This window comes from Thainema salinarum CENA647, assembly GCF_057732415.1.
The window spans coordinates 331,452-350,210 of the sequence record NZ_JBYJZJ010000015.1 but is presented as its reverse complement, the minus strand read 5'-3'; the positions used below and the strand labels follow the sequence as shown (position 1 = coordinate 350,210).

13 protein-coding genes are annotated in these 18,759 nt (G+C 51.1%); 6 read left to right on the top strand and 7 right to left on the bottom strand.

What is annotated here, in order from left to right:
* The first annotated feature begins 63 nt into the window (after positions 1-63).
* The 3 genes from AC286M_RS03370 (at position 64) to AC286M_RS03360 (ending at position 4,968) form a co-directional block, all read left to right on the top strand.
* On the top strand, positions 64-441 hold the full coding sequence (locus AC286M_RS03370; RefSeq protein ID WP_488203038.1) for a hypothetical protein: 378 nt from the start codon (positions 64-66) through the stop codon (positions 439-441).
* Between the two features lie 553 nt (positions 442-994).
* Positions 995-2,641 (top strand): amidase family protein, encoded by a 1,647-nt coding sequence (locus tag AC286M_RS03365; protein ID WP_488203037.1) that lies wholly within the window; start codon positions 995-997, stop codon positions 2,639-2,641.
* 569 nt (positions 2,642-3,210) lie between these two features.
* The gene (locus AC286M_RS03360) at positions 3,211-4,968 is read left to right on the top strand and encodes an amidase family protein (protein WP_488203036.1); all 1,758 of its coding nucleotides are present in this window, start codon (positions 3,211-3,213) and stop codon (positions 4,966-4,968) included.
* A gap of 175 nt (positions 4,969-5,143) precedes the next feature.
* Here AC286M_RS03360 and AC286M_RS03355 read toward each other — a convergent pair whose 3' ends face one another.
* The gene (locus AC286M_RS03355) at positions 5,144-6,823 is read right to left on the bottom strand and encodes an amidase family protein (protein WP_488203035.1); all 1,680 of its coding nucleotides are present in this window, start codon (positions 6,821-6,823) and stop codon (positions 5,144-5,146) included.
* Between the two features lie 510 nt (positions 6,824-7,333).
* Between AC286M_RS03355 and malQ the strand changes: the two genes are divergently transcribed.
* Positions 7,334-8,827 (top strand): 4-alpha-glucanotransferase, encoded by a 1,494-nt coding sequence (gene malQ, locus AC286M_RS03350; protein WP_488203034.1) that lies wholly within the window; start codon positions 7,334-7,336, stop codon positions 8,825-8,827.
* Between the two features lie 256 nt (positions 8,828-9,083).
* Positions 9,084-10,286 (top strand): glutathione S-transferase family protein, encoded by a 1,203-nt coding sequence (locus tag AC286M_RS03345; protein WP_488203033.1) that lies wholly within the window; start codon positions 9,084-9,086, stop codon positions 10,284-10,286.
* Positions 10,287-10,372: 86 nt separating this feature from the next.
* Here the strand turns inward: AC286M_RS03345 and trxA are convergent, their stop codons facing one another.
* The 4 genes from trxA to AC286M_RS03325 form a co-directional block, all read right to left on the bottom strand.
* Positions 10,373-10,696 (bottom strand): thioredoxin, encoded by a 324-nt coding sequence (trxA, locus tag AC286M_RS03340; RefSeq protein ID WP_488203032.1) that lies wholly within the window; start codon positions 10,694-10,696, stop codon positions 10,373-10,375.
* A 58-nt stretch (positions 10,697-10,754) separates the two neighbouring features.
* Positions 10,755-12,239 (bottom strand): glutamate synthase small subunit, encoded by a 1,485-nt coding sequence (gltD, locus tag AC286M_RS03335; RefSeq protein WP_488203031.1) that lies wholly within the window; start codon positions 12,237-12,239, stop codon positions 10,755-10,757.
* A gap of 188 nt (positions 12,240-12,427) precedes the next feature.
* Entirely contained in the window at positions 12,428-12,709 is a 282-nt protein-coding gene (locus AC286M_RS03330) for a hypothetical protein (RefSeq protein ID WP_488203030.1), read from the bottom strand.
* Positions 12,710-12,755: 46 nt separating this feature from the next.
* A complete protein-coding gene (locus AC286M_RS03325) occupies positions 12,756-12,971 on the bottom strand; it encodes a hypothetical protein (RefSeq protein WP_488203029.1) in 216 nt (71 codons plus the stop codon).
* A gap of 72 nt (positions 12,972-13,043) precedes the next feature.
* On the opposite strand from AC286M_RS03325, the gene AC286M_RS03320 reads away from it, so the two are divergent.
* Positions 13,044-13,349: a ssr2422 family thylakoid membrane protein gene (locus AC286M_RS03320; RefSeq protein ID WP_488203028.1), complete on the top strand. Its 306-nt coding sequence runs from the start codon at positions 13,044-13,046 to the stop codon at positions 13,347-13,349.
* A 45-nt stretch (positions 13,350-13,394) separates the two neighbouring features.
* On the opposite strand, the gene gltB is transcribed toward AC286M_RS03320, so the two are convergent.
* Together gltB and AC286M_RS03310 are read right to left on the bottom strand one after the other, a co-directional pair.
* Complete coding sequence (gene gltB, locus AC286M_RS03315) at positions 13,395-18,071, bottom strand: glutamate synthase large subunit (protein ID WP_488203027.1); 4,677 nt, start codon at positions 18,069-18,071, stop codon at positions 13,395-13,397.
* A 310-nt stretch (positions 18,072-18,381) separates the two neighbouring features.
* A complete protein-coding gene (locus AC286M_RS03310; RefSeq protein WP_488203026.1) occupies positions 18,382-18,738 on the bottom strand; it encodes a hypothetical protein in 357 nt (118 codons plus the stop codon).
* Between the last annotated feature and the right edge of the window lie 21 nt (positions 18,739-18,759).

The following is an 18,759-nucleotide window of genomic DNA, read 5'->3' as shown; positions in this document are numbered from 1 at the left end:
AATGGTTTCTGATCAAATTGGCTTCTTGCTACCGATATAAATATATAAATAAGGATGAAATTAATGCTGCTCATTTCTCCCTGGCTCGGATTGCTCAGTTCTCTAGTCGTTGCTGGAACTCCCATGACGTTTGACGAAACAATTGTTTGGCAGTGTGAAGCAGCGGGTGAGCTGCGGTCTTATCAAGTAGACGAATTAGATGTTATGGCCCCGACATTTAGTGTCCAGATTTATCGGGGATCTGGCTATGAGACACTCATTGAAATCGTAACCGTTAGTCGTGAAGAAGAGGATAGCTCTGAACGCCTGTGGCTGGGGCAGACTGGAGAGGGACAGGAGCTGAGGGTGACGGCTTTGGCTGATAACCTGGCTTTTGAAGTAGAAGACGGCCGCTATGGCAAAGCTGTTGGCCGCTGCATCAGACACACGATGTTTAACTGATTGGTTTAACTGATTGGTTTAACTGATTGCGGTCTGCGTGCTTGATCAAGCCAAAGTTTTCCGATTTCAGAGAAAAGTCGAAACGGTTGGTCGTATCTAGTAGTCTGTCAAAGTAAAGATGAGGGGTAGAAGAATTTTGAAAATATTGCTCAGCAATATTTTCAAAATTCTTCTACCCCTCAAAACGCACTTGACAAAGCACTAGAGTGTTAGCGTAGTTACGACCGAAGGGCTATCTGGCTATTTGTTGCTATTGAGTACGTAGATTCACATACTCACTCAAAAAAGCAGCAGAGTGATTTTGCTGCTGTCGCTGTTCGGCACCAGCATCACGTTTTGGATTGTGATGCTGATTTGATGCAATCTTAATCTAGCCGTGGCTTTATCGCAGCTTCACAAAAACTGATCTTTCTGCGAAGAATCTGTAAGGGTTGATGAAGCTTGTATCAGTAAAAACAAACTTGACAAAGAAAGCCTCAGTAATATTCGGGAGCGCAGCACTCAATGTCCTGGCTGTCTGAGTTATTTCACTACAGAGTTCCCTTCATCTACCATGACTAATCTTGCTAAAACGGCTGCTTTTTGCACAACTTTGTCGGCTACAGTCTTGTTTTGTGCTGTAGATGCGGCAAAGGCGGCGAAATTTGACCTCAGCGAAGCAACCGTTGAGAGCATTCAACAGGGGCTGAGTTCTGGAGCAGTGACCTGTACCGACATCACCCAGCTCTATCTCAACCGGATTGAGGCTTACGACGATCAAGGCCCATCTCTTAATGCCATTATTGCGACGAACCCCAATGCGCTGGGTATTGCGGCTGAACTTGATGCTGCCTATGCAGCGTCTGGGCCAGTCGGCTCACTCCACTGTGTCCCTGTCATTCTGAAGGATAACTATGACACGGTCGATATGCCGACAACCGCAGGAGCCTTGGCACTAGAAGGCTTTTTAACTGGAGAAGATGCGTTCCAGGTGGCTGGTCTGAGAGCAGCAGGGGCGCTCATTCTAGCCAAAGCTAACCTTTCAGAATTTGCGTTTTCCTTTACCAGCACTAGCTCACTGGGAGGGACAACGGTTAATCCCTATGACCCAATTCGAAATGCTGGTGGTTCTAGCGGCGGTACCGGAGCTGCGATCGCAGCTAATTTTGGTGTTTTAGGCTTTGGTACTGACACGGGTGGCTCAATTCGGGTACCTTCGTCGTTTAACAGCCTAGTTGGTATTCGTCCGACCATTGGCCTCTCCAGTCGTTCCGGCATTGTTCCTCTGGCGCTGAGTCAAGACGTGGGTGGCCCCATGACCCGCACTGTGACGGACGCAGCTTTAGCCCTAAACGCAACTGTGGGCTTTGATCCTGACGATCCAGCGACCGCAGGTAGCATCGGCAAGATTCCCGATGACTATACGACCTTTCTCGATCTAAATGGGCTACAGGGGGCCAAGATTGGCGTCGTGCGCGATTTATTCGGCCTCGACTCGAATCCTGAGAGTGCCAAGACAACAGCGGTGATTAACAACGCGATCAACGCCCTCAGTGCCTTGGGCGCAGAGGTGAAAGACGTTACCATTCCCAACCTTAGCGAAATACTGTCGTTCCCTAGTCTCAGTTCCTTCGAGTTCAAGCGGGATCTAAACAACTATCTGGCGGAGCGTCCTACCCCACCGTCTGGAGTCAAATCATTAGGAGACATCATTGACAGTGGGCTTTATCTGGAAGAGTTTGAAGAATCCTATATCTCCCGAAATGAGCGACCTGCACCAGAAGATGACCCAGAGTATATTCGCATCATCACTGAGCGCCCCGTTCTCACTCAAACCTCTCTGTTGGAGGCACTGACGGGATTAGATGCGCTGATCTATCCCTCGGTGGCAAGCCCGCCCAATATTCTAGGTGAGGGCTTGGCGGCTGGTGCGGGTAATCGCTTAAGCCCATTCTCTGGTTTCCCTGCAATTACGGTTCCGGCTGGTTTTACAGAGGATGGCTTACCCGTTGGCTTAGAGTTTTTGGGCAGAGCTTATGATGAGCCAACGTTGCTCAAGCTTACCTATGCCTTCGAACAAGGTACAGGCTTTCGTCGTCCGCCCAGCACTACCCCTCCGCTGCCAGGTGAAAAAATTCCTGAACCTGGTACGACTGTGGCCTTAGTGATGGTTGTCGGCGGAGCATTAGCTGTAAGCAGAAGAAAATCTAGCCAGGTTTAGGTATTTAGTTATTACCAGTGATGAAGTTCCGCTGATCTGGTTTGCTGACAGAAAAATTGAATTTCTTTGGGGTTGGGATGAACAACGTCAACTCAACCCACTAAAATGAATTTCCTTAAAAGCAGTTGCAGTTTTGTACTGTTAACTTGTTTTTATTTCAAAAAATTGCGTTGCCATATCTGACAAACAAAGCGACACTTAGGAACGCAAATTTAATCAGTTGAAATCCTTATCGTAGGGACACGGCATTGCCGTGTCCCTACAGGTAAAACGACTTGTAGGCTAATTGCTTCACAATCCTTAAAGCACTGTTATCTACCTTGTAGGTGTAGTGCTAAGTCCAATATTTATAATTATTTTTGCAGTAAATTTCTCATATTAAAGCTTTGAATATTCTCTCCCTGACTCGATTTTTACTGTTCAGTTTGGACGGTTTTTTGCGGAAATTGTTGAGATAATTAAATCTGTAAAATATTGTGAGCTGATGCTTTTAAAGATACGAAGAGTTTACTTTTTCTTTTGTTTTAGAAGCTGCTCCCTGTTGTTCAATTCGCTGAAGAGTTTCTACTATGTTCAAGACTGTTGCAAGTTTTGCAGCGGCATGTGCGTCGCTGGCTATTGTTACGGCAGAATCTGCGATCGCAGCAACGTTTAGCTTGCAGGATGCCACCATTCGCGATATTAATAAAGCCTTTAACTCAGGTGCTTTAACATCAGAAAAATTGGTGGGATTGTACCTGGATCGGATTGCCGCCTATGATGATACTGGCCCAGCCATTAATTCGGTTATTGCCACGAATTCGAATGTTTTAGACATTGCTAAAGCCCTCGATTTGGAGCGTCAAACGAGCGGCCCTCGCAGTCTACTGCATGGCATTCCGATTCTGTTTAAGGACAATCACGATACTTTTGATATACCCACGACGGGAGGCTCGGATGCACTGGTAGGATCAATTCCACCAGATGATGCCTTTGTTGTGGATTTACTCCGCGATGCTGGAGCTATTATTTTTGGCAAAGCCGAGATGGACGAATTTGCCATCTCTGGCTCAGGCTACAGTTCCCTTGGCGGGCAAACCTTCAACCCATACAATTTGCTGCGGCAGTCCGGTGGTTCGAGCGGCGGTACAGGAGCTGCGATCGCGGCTAATTTTGCTACCTTTGGTACAGGCAGCGATACGGGTGGTTCCATCCGAACCCCCTGTTCGTTCCAAGGGTTAGTGTGTGTTCGACCGACGCGGGGACTGCTGAGTCTGGACGGCATTATTCCGTTCGTGTTGTCCAGAGATATGATTGGCCCAATGGCTCGCTCGGTTGAAGATGCTGCGATCGCACTGAGTATAATGGCAGAGTTTGATCCGAATAATCCAGGCATTAAAACACCGATTGAGGCTCCGCCGATTGAGCTAGATAAGTTTTACGACGACTACACCCAGTTCCTCGATAAGGATGCGTTGAAAGGTGCTCGCTTGGGTTTGGTCACCAACTATCTGGGCGAAGAAAACGGGGTTGATCCAGAGGTTACCGCCCTGGTAGAAAACGCGATCCAGGTGATGAAAGGGTTAGGAGCCGAGATTGTTGAAACGTCCTTTGAAGATGATTTCTTGTCAACCTTAAGCGGGGTATATGGTACTGCGATTGATGTTGAGCAGGAGATCTATCTGGAAGAATATTTGGCGACCTTAGATCCTGAATATCCTAAGACGTTAGAAGAAATCATTGCCATTTTGGAGTCTCCAGAAGTTGCCAATTCTGCAACGCCCTCTAGAATTATCGGCACATTAAGCTCCTCGGTTGAAGAAGGAGAATCAGAAGTGGACGATTATCAGGAAGTCGCTGAAGTAATTGCACCCTTCCTCAGAGACACATTGATCGGTCGGCTCGATTCGCTCGATCTGGATGCGTTTCTTTTCCCGACGGTCGATACCTTTGCTCGTCCGGCAATTGGAATTAGCGATCCAACTTTTGTCGATCCGCCGGGTAATCCGCCATCTCGACAAGCACTTTTTGCCAGTTCGACTGGACTGCCGGATGTGACCGTTCCAGCCGGATTTGGCTCTCAGGGTTTGCCAGTCACCTTGTCCCTTACAGGCCGCCCGTTTAGCGAATCAACTCTATTAGGATTGGCCTACTCGTTTGAGCAGGCAACGAAGTACCGTAAATCTCCAACCCTGACGCCAGCTCTGGCAGGCGAAGAGTTTGAGTATACACCCGTGCCAGAGCCTGGTTTTGAAGTTGTTTTGGTCAGTATGGGTGGCGCTTTACTGGGATACAGACTCCTGAAACGGCGTTCCCGCTGTGGAAGCAGACGTCGAGTAATCGTCTAATCCCGAATCCCGAAAGACCCAAAATGCTCTTTGCCCTCACCCTAAATCCCTCTCCCGCAGGGAGAGGGACTTTCCTCCGGCTCCTCTTCTCCTGTGGGAGAAGGGGCTTGGGGGATGAGGGCATCATACGACTACGCGAAACACAGGCTAGTCAGGGCTTTCACTCAAGTAGCTGCTAGACCTGAACGGTAGACCGCCACTTGATCAGTCGATACCCCAGCAGCGCACCACCCAGCGCGACGACAGCAGGCAGCGTGCCAGGTTCAGGCACAGCCTTGTACTCAAACTCTTCTCCGGCGAGGGCTGGAAATAGACTGGGGGCAACCCGCTTTTGAGACGCTTGCTCGTAAGCATAGGCAAAGCCAATCAGGTCAGGTTCGCTAAACGCCAGTCCTGAGAAGGTGACACCGTAGGGTGCGCCTGATTCTAAATAGCCAGCCGGTACTAGAACGCTGGGGTAGCCAGCTTTGGCAGCGATGCCTGCGCCTCGGGTGGCTGGAAACAGAATCGCATCCAGGTCAAACGTCTCAATGTAGGCGTCGATGCCTTCCTCTTTGGCAACCTTTAAGTCTGCGATTCGAGCTTCCAAGTAGGCCAGTGTGTCTTCGCTGAAGGGGGACAGATCATTTTCCTCAGCCAGGGCTGCACGGGTTTGACCATACTTCAGCGCCACGTCTGCATTGGCCTCATTGAAGGCGATTACGTCGGCTAGACTCTTGACCGGAGCATCTGGCCCCAGGCTTTCAAGATAGGCGTTTAAGTCACGCTTGAACTCATAAAACAGTACGTCAGAGCTGAGGGCATTGACATCTTCCAGATTAGGAATATCTTCGTAGACGATCTCTGCACCGAGGGACTCAATGGTTGCGATCGCATCTTCGACAATAGCGATCTGATCTGTGTCTAGACCCTCCCAGTACTGTGCCTGGGGCACCCCAATCCGAGCGCCTGCTAGCGCATCCTTATCTAAAAATTGAGTGTAGTCAGTAAAAAACTTGCCCTCACTTGCCGCCGTCGCCGGATCGCTCGGATCAACTCCCGTCAAGAAGCCTAGCAAGGCTGCCGCATCAGCAACCGTCTTACCGAAGGGGCCAGCCGTATCTTGACTGGCCGCGATTGGAATAATCCCGTCGCGGCTAATCAGACCGACGGTTGGCTTGATACCAACGACCGAATTTTGGTTGGCCGGACTCAAGATCGATCCGGAGGTTTCAGTCCCAATCGAAAGCGGAGCCAAGTTTGCGGCTATTAAAGCTCCCGATCCTGCACTCGATCCGCCAGGTGACAGTGCAGGTCTGCCATCTCCGCCTTCTAGTGGAAACGGATTGTACGGGTTAAAGGTATAGCCGTTGAGAGAGCTATAGCCGCCTGGCATACCTGACGTAAGGAAGTTGGCAAATTCAGTCAGGCTGGCTTTGCCCAGAATGATGGCTCCAGCATCGCGCAACTTAGCCGTGATGAACGCATCATCTGGCGGAATCGAGCCTTCTAACGCCACCGACCCGGCTGTTGTGGGCAGATCAAAGGTGTCAATATTGTCTTTGAGGACAACGGGAATGCCGTGCAGGATACTGCGTGGCCCGGAGGTTTGCCGCTCTAGATCCAGTAGCTTGGCTGTTTCTAAGGCATCGGGATTGATGCTGATGAAATTGTTGAGCTGCCCTTCATAGGCGTCAATCCGGTTGAGATAGAGCTGAGTTAGGCTTTCTGAGGTCAGAGCACCTGCGTTAAAGGCGCGATTGATATCTGAAACGGAAGCATCAATTAAACTGAATGTCGCCGCTAAAGAGGCTTTGGGAAGTGAAACTACTGAGACCGCCGCCGCAACAGCGGCGTATTTTACAGGATTAAACACCGAGTCCGCTCCTACAAAGTAATTGAAAACTAATATCAAGTCTGTGTGTAAGAACCCAATTCATTTTTGTGAAACGCTTGCAGAGCAAGCGTTTCACAAAAATGAATGATGTTTTTTTAACCAGACTTGATATAAGAAGAAGTTCTGCGTGTAATTACGGGAGTTAAAGCGCAGTACACGCAGCACACACAACCTATAGAGATTTATAGGAGCAAATTCAGTGATTTCACTGTATTACTTGTGACTAAAGCGTAAGCAAAGTGTGAGGCAGGTTAGGAAGCCTTGATAAATCTTTGATCAGTAATCTTGCTAGTAATCTTCTATACAACAGCTTGCGATTGTTAGCCAGTGAGCTGCGATAGATGCGATCGCATCTATTTCACCTACCGCACCTATCTATTGCACCTATTGCATCTATTTCACCTACCGCACCTTAAATCTATCCTGCGATTCATGCCTGAAATCGCGATCTAACGTTAATTTGTGGTAGCCAATTAACTCAAATTTTGTATGCCCTTCCAACGCTCCAGCGGAATCCTCCTACACCCCACTAGCTTACCCAGTCAGTTTGGGATTGGTGATTTAGGCCAGTCAGCCTACGAGTTTATTAATTTTCTGGAGCGCAGCGGTCAGCGGATTTGGCAGATCCTACCGCTGGGGCCAACGGGTTACGAGCATTCGCCCTACACGATGAACTTCAGCGCCTTCGCGGGCAATCCGCTGATGGTCAGCCTGGAGCAGTTGGCAGAAGAAGGTTTGCTGGATGCCGATCAGCTCGAACCGATCACGGATACTGATCCGACCCGCGTTGATTTCGACCGAGTCATTCCTCACAAAACCCAGTATCTCCGACAGGCTTATCAGCGATTCAAACCCGACGATGCCTTTGAGCAGTTCTGCCAAGAACAAGCTGCTTGGCTAGAGGACTACGTCTTGTTTATGGCGCTGCTAGACGCCAATGACGGTAAAGAATGGAGTCAATGGGAAAGTGCGATCGCGCGTCGCGAACCCGCAGCCATGCAAGAGCAGGCCGAAACGCTCAAGGATGAGATTCAGTATCACCGCTTTGTGCAGTTCAAGTTCTTTGAGCAGTGGAAGCGGTTACGAGCTTACGCCAACGAGCGCGGCATTCAAATCGTCGGCGATGTGTCCATCTATGTTTGCTACAACAGCGCTGACGTTTGGGCCGATCCAAAATGCTTCAAGCTCGACCCGGAAACGCTACAGCCGCTCTACATCGCAGGCGTTCCGCCAGACTACTTCAGCGCCACTGGACAGCTCTGGGGTAATCCGGTTTACGACTGGGACTACCTGAAGAGCACCAATTTTGACTGGTGGGTGAAGCGCTTCAAAGCCACCTTAGAATACGTTGATATCGTCCGGATTGACCACTTCCGCGCCTTTGAAGCCTACTGGCAAGTGCCTGCTGGGGAAGAAACCGCCATGAATGGCGAGTGGATTGAAGCACCAGGATATGCCTTTTTCGAAACATTAGGAGAGCGGCTTGGCAGTCTACCTGTCCTCGCCGAAGACTTGGGCATCATCACGCCGGAAGTGGAAGCGCTGCGCGACAATTTCGAATTCCCCGGCATGAAAATTCTTCTGTTTGCCTTTGGAGAGGACGATAAAAATCCCTATTTGCCCCATAATTTTGTCCGCAACTGCGTCGTCTACGTCGGCACCCACGACAACGATACGGCCATCGGCTGGTGGGAGCAGGATGCCAGCGATCAGGTGAAGCAGTCTGTCGCTCGTTATCTCGGTTTTGACTCTCCTAACCAAATTCAGGAAATCAACTGGGCACTGCTGCGACTAGCCTATGCGTCGATTGCCGATCTAGCCATTGTGCAGCTACAGGACGTGATGGGCCTCGGCCACGAAGGCCGTATGAACGACCCCAGTACGCCCGCTGGTAACTGGCGCTGGCGCTACACGAGTTCTGACCAGCTCAGTGAGGAATTAGCACAACGGTTGCTGGACTGTACCAAAACCTATAGTCGATAGCGCGTCGTTATCTGAATCAATCCCAAACGAGAGCGTCTGCCGCACCGCAGCAGACGCTCTCGTTTGGGATTGATTCGTAAGATCAAGTCCCTGTATGAGAGCCCAATTCATTTTTGTGAAAGGCTGACCCAGCCAGCCTTTCACAAAAATGAACCATCGAGTTTTCATCGGACTTCGTGTAAGGTGTGAGAAATGTAAACTTTGTTTTACATTAGACGATAGCGACCTAACATTCTTGCTTAGAAGCCATAACGCTATGACTACTGCTCCTCTCAGTTGGACAGAACTAGAAGCCCTGACTGATTTCCAGATCGACACTGTCAATGGGCCAACCAATGCTCAAGCGCGACTGCGCCTGTTTGGCCATTCTGAAGCCGACGTGCGAGTGACGCTGTATCGCGATAATCATGCTTGGTGTCCCTACTGCCAAAAGGTTTGGCTGTGGCTAGAGGAAAAGCAGATTCCCTACCGGATCGAAAAAGTCACCATGTTCTGCTACGGCCAAAAGGAAGCTTGGTACAAGCGGAAAGTGCCGTCCGGTATGTTGCCTGCGCTTGAGCTAGATGGGCAGTTGATTACCGAAAGCGACGATATTTTAATGGCGCTAGAGCAAGCCTTTGGCCCACTCAATCGCAGTATGAAAGATCCTGGTGTCTTATCGCTACGGCAGCTGGAACGGCAGCTTTTTCGGGCCTGGTGCATGTGGCTTTGCTATCCAAGTCGCTCCGCCAAGGAGGAACAGCGCAGCTGGGAACAGTTCACCAGCGTTGTTGCCCAAGTGGAAGCAGCACTAGCTAGTACTCCTGGAGCCTATTTCCTAGAGGATTTCAGCGTTGTGGATATAGTGTTCACACCCTACGTGGAGCGCATGAACGCTAGCCTTTACTACTACAAAGGCTACTCACTGCGGGAGGAGAACCCGCGTTTCTCAGCTTGGTTTGACGCGATGGAAAGCCGCTCCACCTATCGCGGTACTCAGAGCGACTTTCATACCCATGCCCACGATTTGCCGCCGCAGATGGGCGGTTGTTACGCAAATAACGATCCACAAACTAAAGCGAATCAAGCTCAGGTCGATCATGGCCCTTGGTTGGGTCTACCCGATGTAACTTATCCAGAACCGGAAACCTCACGGGCAGAAGCGCTCCAGCGGGTGATCAAGCATCGCGCAAACATTATCCGCGTCAATCCAGTAGATGATCAGGTTTTTGACGAGGCGCTGCGCTGTGCGTTGACCTACATGATGACGGGCGATGTTTGTACGCCGTCGCCGGAATCGGATATTGGGCTGCGGTACTTGCGCGATCGCATTAATGTTCCGCGCGATATGTCGATCTATGCGGCCAAGCGGCTGCGAGAGGCCCTAGAAAAAACGGCATCCCTCGCTGGAGATCGGCAGGGGGTTCCTATTCCCGTTCGCCATCGCCGCGACCAAGATCCGGCTAACTTTGCGAAATAATACAAAGTCCGGTCAAAACCCGGTGGTTTATTACGAAGAGAGGCAGTCGTGCAACGCAGGACTGCCTCTCTTTTTGAACCTGACCACTAGTTTAGATGCTGATCAAGGGTGGCGCTGTACTCTTCATACTTCTTCGCGCCGACAATCGTTTCAACCACTTCGCCCTGATTGAAAATCATCACAGCCGGAATGCTGCGAATTCCGTATCGCTTAGCGACTGCCTGATTGGAATCTAGATCTAACTTGAAAACCTTGGCGCGATCGCTATATTCGTCTGCAAGTTTATCGATCAGCGGCGCAACCAGCTTGCATGGGCCACACCAAGAAGCGGTGCAGTCTACGACCAAAAATGGTTCTGTGCTCAAAAGGTTGTCGAATTCAGCTTCGTTTTGAATGTAGTCTGCAGGCATGAAATTAAGTCTCGTGAAAGTCCTATTCTCTCATGAGATGGATGAGTTATCTGCCCAATCAAGGAAGCTCAGTTGCACCCATCAAATAGCGATCGCACTCTCGTGCTACTCCGCGACCTTCATTAAATGCCCACACAACCAGGCTTTGACCCCGGCGGCAGTCGCCAGCGGCAAATACGCCAGGAATACTAGTCGTGTACTGCTCATGTTCCGCTTTGATATTGCTGCGGCCATCCTGCTCTAGACCGAGCGCATCAATAATCGGCTGCTCTGGCCCTAGGAAACCCATTGCTAGCAACACCAGTTGAGCCGGAACGACCTTTTCTGTTCCTGGAACATGCTGGGGAATAAACTGTCCCTGTTCGTTGCGCATCCACTCAACCTGGACGGTATGAACGGCTCGAACTTGACCGTTTTCATCACCTTCAAATTTGGTCGCCGTGGTGGTATAAACCCGTGGGTCATGGCCAAACATGGCGGCGGCTTCTTCTTGCCCATAGTCCATCCGATAAATTTTGGGCCACTCTGGCCAGGGATTGCTGGCGGCGCGGGTTTCCGGCGGCTTCGGCATGATTTCAATTTGGGTGACGCTGGTGCAGCCGTGGCGGATGGAGGTGCCCACACAGTCTGTTCCCGTATCGCCGCCGCCGATAATCACGACATCTTTGCCTGCGGCCGAAATGTAGTTATCTCCTGGCGTTTCATTCAAAACGGCCTGCGTATTGGCCGTTAGGAACTCCATTGCGAAGTGAATGCCCTGTAGATCGCGGCCTTCAATCGGCAAATCACGCGGACGCGTGGAACCCGTGCAGAGAACCACCGCATCAAAGTCATTCATCAGCTTTTCGGTGGGAATATCTTTGCCGATTTCGGTGTTGCAGATAAAGGTGACGCCTTCGGCCTCCAGAACATCTAAGCGGCGCATCACCACCTTTTTCTTATCTAGCTTCATGTTGGGAATGCCGTACATGAGTAGACCACCGGGCCGATCGGCGCGTTCGTAGACCGTCACCCAGTGACCAGCCGAGTTCAACTGGGCTGCTGCTGATAAGCCTGCTGGCCCAGAACCGACGACGGCAACTTTCTTACCCGTCCGCTTACTCGGTGGCGTGGGCGTAATCCAGCCCTCTTCCCAACCCTTCTCGGCAATGGAATACTCAATATTTTTGATTGTAACGGGCGGCTCGATGATGCCCAGAACGCAGGCTCCTTCACAGGGAGCGGGGCAGACGCGTCCGGTGAACTCTGGGAAATTGTTGGTCTTGTGCAGCCGATCGAGTGCTTCTTGCCAGCGTCCCCGATAAATTAAATCGTTCCATTCCGGGATCAGATTATTAATTGGACAACCGCTGGCAGCGCGATTGATCTCCATGCCCGTGTGGCAGAAGGGAGTGCCGCAATCCATGCAGCGAGCGCCCTGGGTTTGCAGCTTCTCATCGGGCATGTGCAGATGAAATTCATCCCAGTTGCGAATGCGATCGCTCGGTGCAACTTCAGTTGCCACCTCGCGCAAAAATTCCATAAATCCGGTTGGTTTTCCCATAATTCTCGTTCAGTAGGTTGTTTAGAATTTAGTCACTTCTAGTTAGGCAAAATTCGTAAGGACTGTGAATTAAATAAGTTCGATATTGGGTAGGGGCGGGTTTAGTAAACTAATCTACACCTAGTTATAGAATTGACGGCAAAACCCGCCCCTACAGTTTGCGGACTTATTTAATTCACAGTCCTAAGTCAAGCAAGAACTGGAAAACTATCTTTAAATTCAACACTTCCCTTAATTGGCTTTTGAACACCATCGGCATTGATAGTAATTTCCCACTCTAATTGAGATGCGTCACTACATTTTCCTATCGCCAGGTACCAATAGTCTTCCTTCATAAAGTCAGGATTTTGTCTCAATTCTTCGGCAACTGTTTCAGAAACTAGAAACTCACTGTGACCATCTAATCCGTTCACCACGTCAACAGGTGTTTTATGGGCTCTTAATTCGTCGCCGATTTCTTTTAGATCCATCTTTTTTCCAGTAACTCTCAAATTCAGTCTGTGTATAGCTTGTCCATCAATTAAAACAGCTATCTAGAATCTCCGGTGTTAAACCTTGGGCCTGAGCATATTGGCTCATGGAATCCATGATTTCTTCTAGCGATCGCTTGGGTTGCGTTAATTCTCCTAGTTGTAGACTCAGCAAAGCTTCAATTTTGCGCCGATCTTCTTCAGAAGCAGCCGCAAATCGCTCAGCGGCCTCCGCACTGACCCGAATTTGAATTGTTTTCATCTCCATTGCTGACAAGCCTTAGCTAAAAGAACGGAATCATCTGGTTTAGAATCAGCTTATACGTACTTCTCTATGTACTTAACTAGCGCCATGCAGATACCAGAAAATCCAGATAACAACGACATCCGCGACGCGCTAATTCAGCTACGGGAAGAATTGCGTGACGAAATTGAAGATGTTCGGAAAGAGCTAAGCCAGGATATCAAAGCGCTTTCTCAGAAAGTTGACAATCAAGACTACAAGTTTGATGCCTTCCAGCGGGGTACAGACGGCATGGTGCGGATGGCGATTACGATCATCATTGCAACTGCAACTGTTGTTATCCTCCCTAGTTTGAGTCCTGCCATTGTTGCCCTGATCGAAGCTTTTGCCCAATGAATCAATCTGGTGTAGGGGCGGGGTAACCCCGCCCCTACGGGATGTTTAACTACCGCTGATGCGGGCAATATCGCGGGCGTTTTCTTCGAACGCTGCCGAGAGAGCATCGTCGCCATCTAGACCATCCGCCATTGCCTTTTGGATGTGCTGGAGCACCCGCTTGTAGTCGCGCGGCATGACCTTCACGAACTTGGGCACCATGTCATTCCAGGCTGTCAAAATGCGATCGCATTTTTCACTACCTGTATAGCGCAGATGATTTTGCAGCATGTCGTGCAGCTCTAGAATTTCCTCCGGGTCTGCCAACCGCTCCAGATCTACCATTTCGGTGTTGCAGCGCGTGGCAAAATCGCCCGCTTCATCCAGCACGTAGGCGACGCCGCCGCTCATGCCTGCCGCAAAGTTGCGTCCAGTGGGGCCAATAATCACCGCTTTACCGCCCGTCATGTACTCACAGGCATGGTCGCCCACACCTTCCACCACGGCACGAACACCGGAGTTGCGGACGCAGAAACGCTCACCCGCTAGGCCGCGAATGTAGGCTTCACCGCCCGTTGCTCCGTAGAAGGCGACGTTGCCCGTGATGATGTTTTCCTCTGCCACAAAGGTTGAACTCTTAGGCGGATAGAGGATAATCTTGCCGCCGCTGAGTCCTTTACCTAGGTAGTCATTGGCGTCCCCTTCTAGCTCCATCGTCACCCCTTTGGGCACAAAAGCCGAGAAGCTTTGACCCGCGCTGCCCTGGAAGTGGAGATGCACCGTGTCTTCCGGCAGACCGTCCCAGTGGCGCTTGCTGATTTCGTTGCCCAGGATAGTGCCGACGACGCGATTCACGTTGGTAATCGGCAGCGTGGCCCTCACCTTTTCGCCGTTTTCGATTGCAGGCTGGCACAGATCCAGCAGCTTGGTCATGTCTAGCGACTTCTCTAGCCCATGATCCTGGGGAATCTGGCAGTAGCGGCCAATTTCTGGGCCGACGTCGGGCTGGTAGAGAATCTTGGATAGGTCAATGCCCTTCGCTTTCCAGTGATCAATCGCTTTCTTCGGCTCCAGCACATCCGTGCGACCAACCATTTCGTTGATCGTACGGAAGCCCAGCTCGGCCATGATTTCCCGCAGTTCCTGGGCGATAAAGGTCATGAAGTTGACCGTATGCTGCGGATCGCCCGTGAAGTTCTTCCGCAGTTCTGGGTTCTGAGTAGCCACGCCGACCGGGCAGGTGTTCTTATGGCAAACCCGCATCATGATGCAGCCCAGTGAAACCAGCGGTGCAGTCGAGAAACCGTATTCTTCTGCACCCAGCAGAGTTGCGATCGCAACATCGCGTCCAGTCTTCATCTGACCATCGGTTTCGACGGCAATCCGACTACGCAGGTTGTTCAGCACTAGGGTTTGGTGAGTTTCGGCTAGGCCGAGTTCCCACGGTAAACCCGCGTGCTTAATTGAGGTTTGGGGTGAGGCACCCGTACCACCATCAAAGCCAGAGATCAGCACCACATCAGCGTGAGCTTTAGCGACACCAGCGGCAACCGTACCGACACCGACCTCGGACACCAGCTTGACGCTGACCCGTGCCGCGCGATTGGCGTTCTTCAGGTCATGGATTAACTGGGCTAGGTCTTCAATCGAGTAGATGTCGTGGTGCGGTGGCGGTGAAATTAAGCCCACGCCGGGGGTCGAGTGGCGCACCTTGGCGATCCAGGGGTACACCTTGAGGCCAGGAAGCTGACCGCCTTCACCGGGCTTTGCACCCTGCGCCATCTTGATCTGGATTTCCCGTGCCTGGGACAGGTACAGACTGGTGACACCAAAGCGACCAGAAGCCACCTGCTTAATGGCGCTGTTCTTAGAGTCGCCGCGCTCATTCGTCCAGGTGTAGCGTTCGGGATCTTCGCCGCCTTCGCCTGTGTTGGACTTGCCGCCGATCCGGTTCATGGCAATGGCTAGCGCTTCGTGCGTCTCCTTCGAGATCGAACCGTAGCTCATTGCCCCCGTCTTGAAGCGTGTCATAATCGCCTCAACGGGTTCCACTTCCTCCAGCGGAATCGGCTCACGCGCCTTGAACTCCAGCAGATCGCGAATCCGGAAGTACTGCTTACCGTGGGCATTAATCCGCGCCGCATATTTCTTATACAGCTCGTAATCGCCCAAGCGCGTCGCCTGTTGCAGCATATGAATGGTTTCTGGGCTGAACAGGTGCTCTTCACCATCTTTCCGCCACTGGTACTCGCCGCCGACATCCAGAGTTTGATCCTTGCTGTCGCGATCGGGAAATGCGTGACCGTGCCGCAGGATAGCTTCCTGGGCTAACACCTCTAGATCTGCCCCTTCTAGCCGCGACGCTGTCCAGCTAAAGTACTTGTCGATTACCGAAGAATTGAGACCAATCGCTTCAAAGATCTGCGCCCCGCGATAGCTCTGAATTGTCGAAATGCCAATCTTGGAGCCGATCTTGATCACGCCTTTGGTGACGGCCTTGATGAAGTTCTTGCAGGCGGTTGCGTAGTCCACTCCATTCAAGACACCCTCGTTGATCAGGTGCTCAATCGTCTCGAAGGCGAGATAGGGGTTAATTGCACCGCAGCCATAGCCCAGCAGCACCGCAAAATGATGCACTTCACGCGGCTCACCGGATTCCAGCACCAGACCGACACGGGTACGAGTGCCGTTGCGGATCAGGTGGTGGTGCAGTCCTGCTACGGCTAAGAGCGCCGGGATTGCAGCATGGTCTTTGTCGATGTTGCGATCGCTGAGGATAATCAAGTTAGTACCAGATGCGATCTCACTATCGGCCTGCTGACAAATGTCATCAATGGCAGCTTCTAGCCCCTCAACGCCCGCTTTCGGATCGAACAGCATGGGCAGCGTAACCGATGCGAAATGAGGATTCTGGATATCCTTCAGTTTTGCCAGCTCAGCGTTGCTAATCACCGGAGTTTTTAGCTTGATTAGCCGACAGCTCTCTGGCTCTGGCTTCAGCAGATTGCGCTCGCTGCCAATGGTAGTAATGGGCGAGGTGATGATCGCTTCCCGAATCGAGTCAATCGGCGGATTTGTCACCTGAGCAAAGAGCTGCTGGAAATAGTCGTAGAGCAGCTTGGGCCGATTGGACAGCACCGCTAGCGGCGTGTCAGTCCCCATTGCGCCAACGGCTTCAACTCCGTTTTGCGCCATCGGCGATAGAAGTAGCCGTAGTTCTTCAAAAGTATAACCGAATGCCCGTTGCCGTTGATTTAATGGTGCGGTGCTGGGTGGTGCGGCATTGGGCAGGGGCGAATGGCCATTCGCCCCTACGGGGTGTTTGCCATTGCCATTTCCGTTGGCATGACCGTTTGCATGACCATTGGTTTGCTCATGTCCCGGTAAATCAGTCAAATCAATCAAATTGTGTGCCAACCAATCTTGGTAGGGCTGCTCTGTTGCAATGCCGTGCTTAATTTCCTCATCGGCAATAATCCGACCTTGGCTCATGTCTACGAGGAACATCCGACCCGGTTCCAGCCGTCCCTTCTTCACTACCTGCTCTGGTGGAACGGGCAACACGCCTGCTTCTGAGGCCATGATTACCCGGTCATCGCTGGTGACGTAGTAGCGAGAAGGTCGCAGACCGTTGCGATCCAGTACCGCACCCATCACCGTACCGTCCGTGAACGCGATTGATGCAGGCCCATCCCACGGCTCCATCAGGCAGGAATGATACTCATAAAACGCCTTCTTCTCAGCGCTCATGGACTCGTGCCCAGCCCAAGGTTCTGGAATCATCATCATCATCGCATGGGGCAACGAGCGACCGGAAAGGGTCAGCAGTTCCAGCGTGTTGTCAAAGATGGTGGAGTCGCTACCGTCGATGTTGATAATTGGCTGCGCTTTCTTCAGGTCTTCGCCAAACAGGTCTGACTCAAACATCGATTGGCGCGCGTGCATCCAGTTGATATTGCCGCGCAGGGTGTTGATTTCGCCGTTGTGGGCGATGTAGCGATAGGGGTGCGATCGCTCCCAACTTGGGAAGGTATTGGTGCTGAAGCGCGAATGCACCAGTCCCAGGGCACTTTCCATATCGGGATCATGCAGATCGGGATAATACTGGCCCACCTGTACGGGCATCAGCATCCCTTTGTAAACCAGCGTGCGACAGGAAATGCTGGCCGGATACCAGTAGCGGTTAATCCCCGGATGGCGAATGGCCATGTGCGCCTGCTTACGGATGACATAGAGCTTCCGCTCGAATGCTAGATCGTCGGCTAAGTCGGTGCTGCGGCGGATGAACACCTGCTCCATAAATGGTTCACTCGCCTTAGCGGTTTCACCCAGGCTAGCGTTATTTGTCGGTACATCCCGCCAGCCAATCACGTCTTGACCAGCCTCAGCGGCGACCTGTTCAAAGATCGCTCGGCTCTGCTGCCGCACCGCTGGATCAGGTGAGGTGTAGATCATGCCGACGCCATACTGCCCTTTTTCCGGTAGGGTGAAGCCTTCGGCAGCGGCCACCTTCTGCATAAATTTGTGGGAAAGCTGCATCAGGATGCCCGCTCCATCCCCCGTGTTGGGTTCAGCACCGACGGCACCCCGATGGTCAAGATTCAGCAGAATGGTCAACGCCTGCTCAACGATGTCATGCGACGTTTGCCCTTTCATCTGCACAACGAAACCAACACCGCAGGCATCATGCTCAAACTGCGGATCGTAAAGACCTTGTCGAACTGGAGAAGTTTTACGAGTCATTCTATTTATCGGCCTGAAAACAGCACAGGGAGAAACACCATAGCAAAATACTGCCATGAGTGATCCTAAGAGATATTTACTCTCTTTAGTCTTCTGCGAATTATCGACCGAGAAATTTGGATGCCGTGCTGTCCTTAAGAAAATCGTCAGATATGGTGCGGTTATCCTGCATTATTTCTTATCAAAGCTATGAATCTTTGACTTAAATCTTGAGGATTGGAGTGCAATTATGCCCGACTATCCTTAACGATGCTTTGCAAAACTCAAGTATCTGATACGTAATGACATGAATTGATGTACAATCGATGAACTATTTTGCTCGATTGAGGCTGTGTGTATAGTTTATGACGGTTTCTTCAAGCTTGATCAGGGGTGAAAATAGCTGATATTCCCAGCCTTGTCCCGGTTCTTGATCGCGTTTGGCAATGTAGTCTTGCCTGGGGCCACCTTTTCCTTCCGGATAATTTTCTACGGTATGAAAAACGGTGAGACGAGCAGCGCAATAGCCGATGATATAGGCTTCTAAAAGTCCGATGAGAAACCAGATCAGATAAGTTCCACGTCTGCGAGGAATTGTCATGGTGTGAATAAGCGGGAATATATTGCTCTTCACACATCTTGCACCAAACTCCAGAAGAATGATTTTGCCGCTGCGATGCGGCAGCAAAATCATTTTTTCCGGTGCCAG

Excerpts from the sequence above, each read along its gene's own strand:
- trxA (WP_488203032.1), bottom strand. The coding sequence starts at position 10,696 with ATGCCTGCAGACTACATTCAAAACGAAGCTGAATTCGACAACCTTTTG.
- AC286M_RS03320 (WP_488203028.1), top strand. The coding sequence starts at position 13,044 with ATGTACTTAACTAGCGCCATGCAGATACCAGAAAATCCAGATAACAAC.
- gltB (WP_488203027.1), bottom strand. The coding sequence starts at position 18,071 with ATGACTCGTAAAACTTCTCCAGTTCGACAAGGTCTTTACGATCCGCAG.
- AC286M_RS03370 (WP_488203038.1), top strand. The coding sequence starts at position 64 with ATGCTGCTCATTTCTCCCTGGCTCGGATTGCTCAGTTCTCTAGTCGTT.
- AC286M_RS03360 (WP_488203036.1), top strand. The coding sequence starts at position 3,211 with ATGTTCAAGACTGTTGCAAGTTTTGCAGCGGCATGTGCGTCGCTGGCT.
- malQ (WP_488203034.1), top strand. The coding sequence starts at position 7,334 with ATGCCCTTCCAACGCTCCAGCGGAATCCTCCTACACCCCACTAGCTTA.
- AC286M_RS03345 (WP_488203033.1), top strand. The coding sequence starts at position 9,084 with ATGACTACTGCTCCTCTCAGTTGGACAGAACTAGAAGCCCTGACTGAT.
- AC286M_RS03365 (WP_488203037.1), top strand. The coding sequence starts at position 995 with ATGACTAATCTTGCTAAAACGGCTGCTTTTTGCACAACTTTGTCGGCT.
- AC286M_RS03330 (WP_488203030.1), bottom strand. The coding sequence starts at position 12,709 with ATGGATCTAAAAGAAATCGGCGACGAATTAAGAGCCCATAAAACACCT.
- AC286M_RS03325 (WP_488203029.1), bottom strand. The coding sequence starts at position 12,971 with ATGAAAACAATTCAAATTCGGGTCAGTGCGGAGGCCGCTGAGCGATTT.
- gltD (WP_488203031.1), bottom strand. The coding sequence starts at position 12,239 with ATGGGAAAACCAACCGGATTTATGGAATTTTTGCGCGAGGTGGCAACT.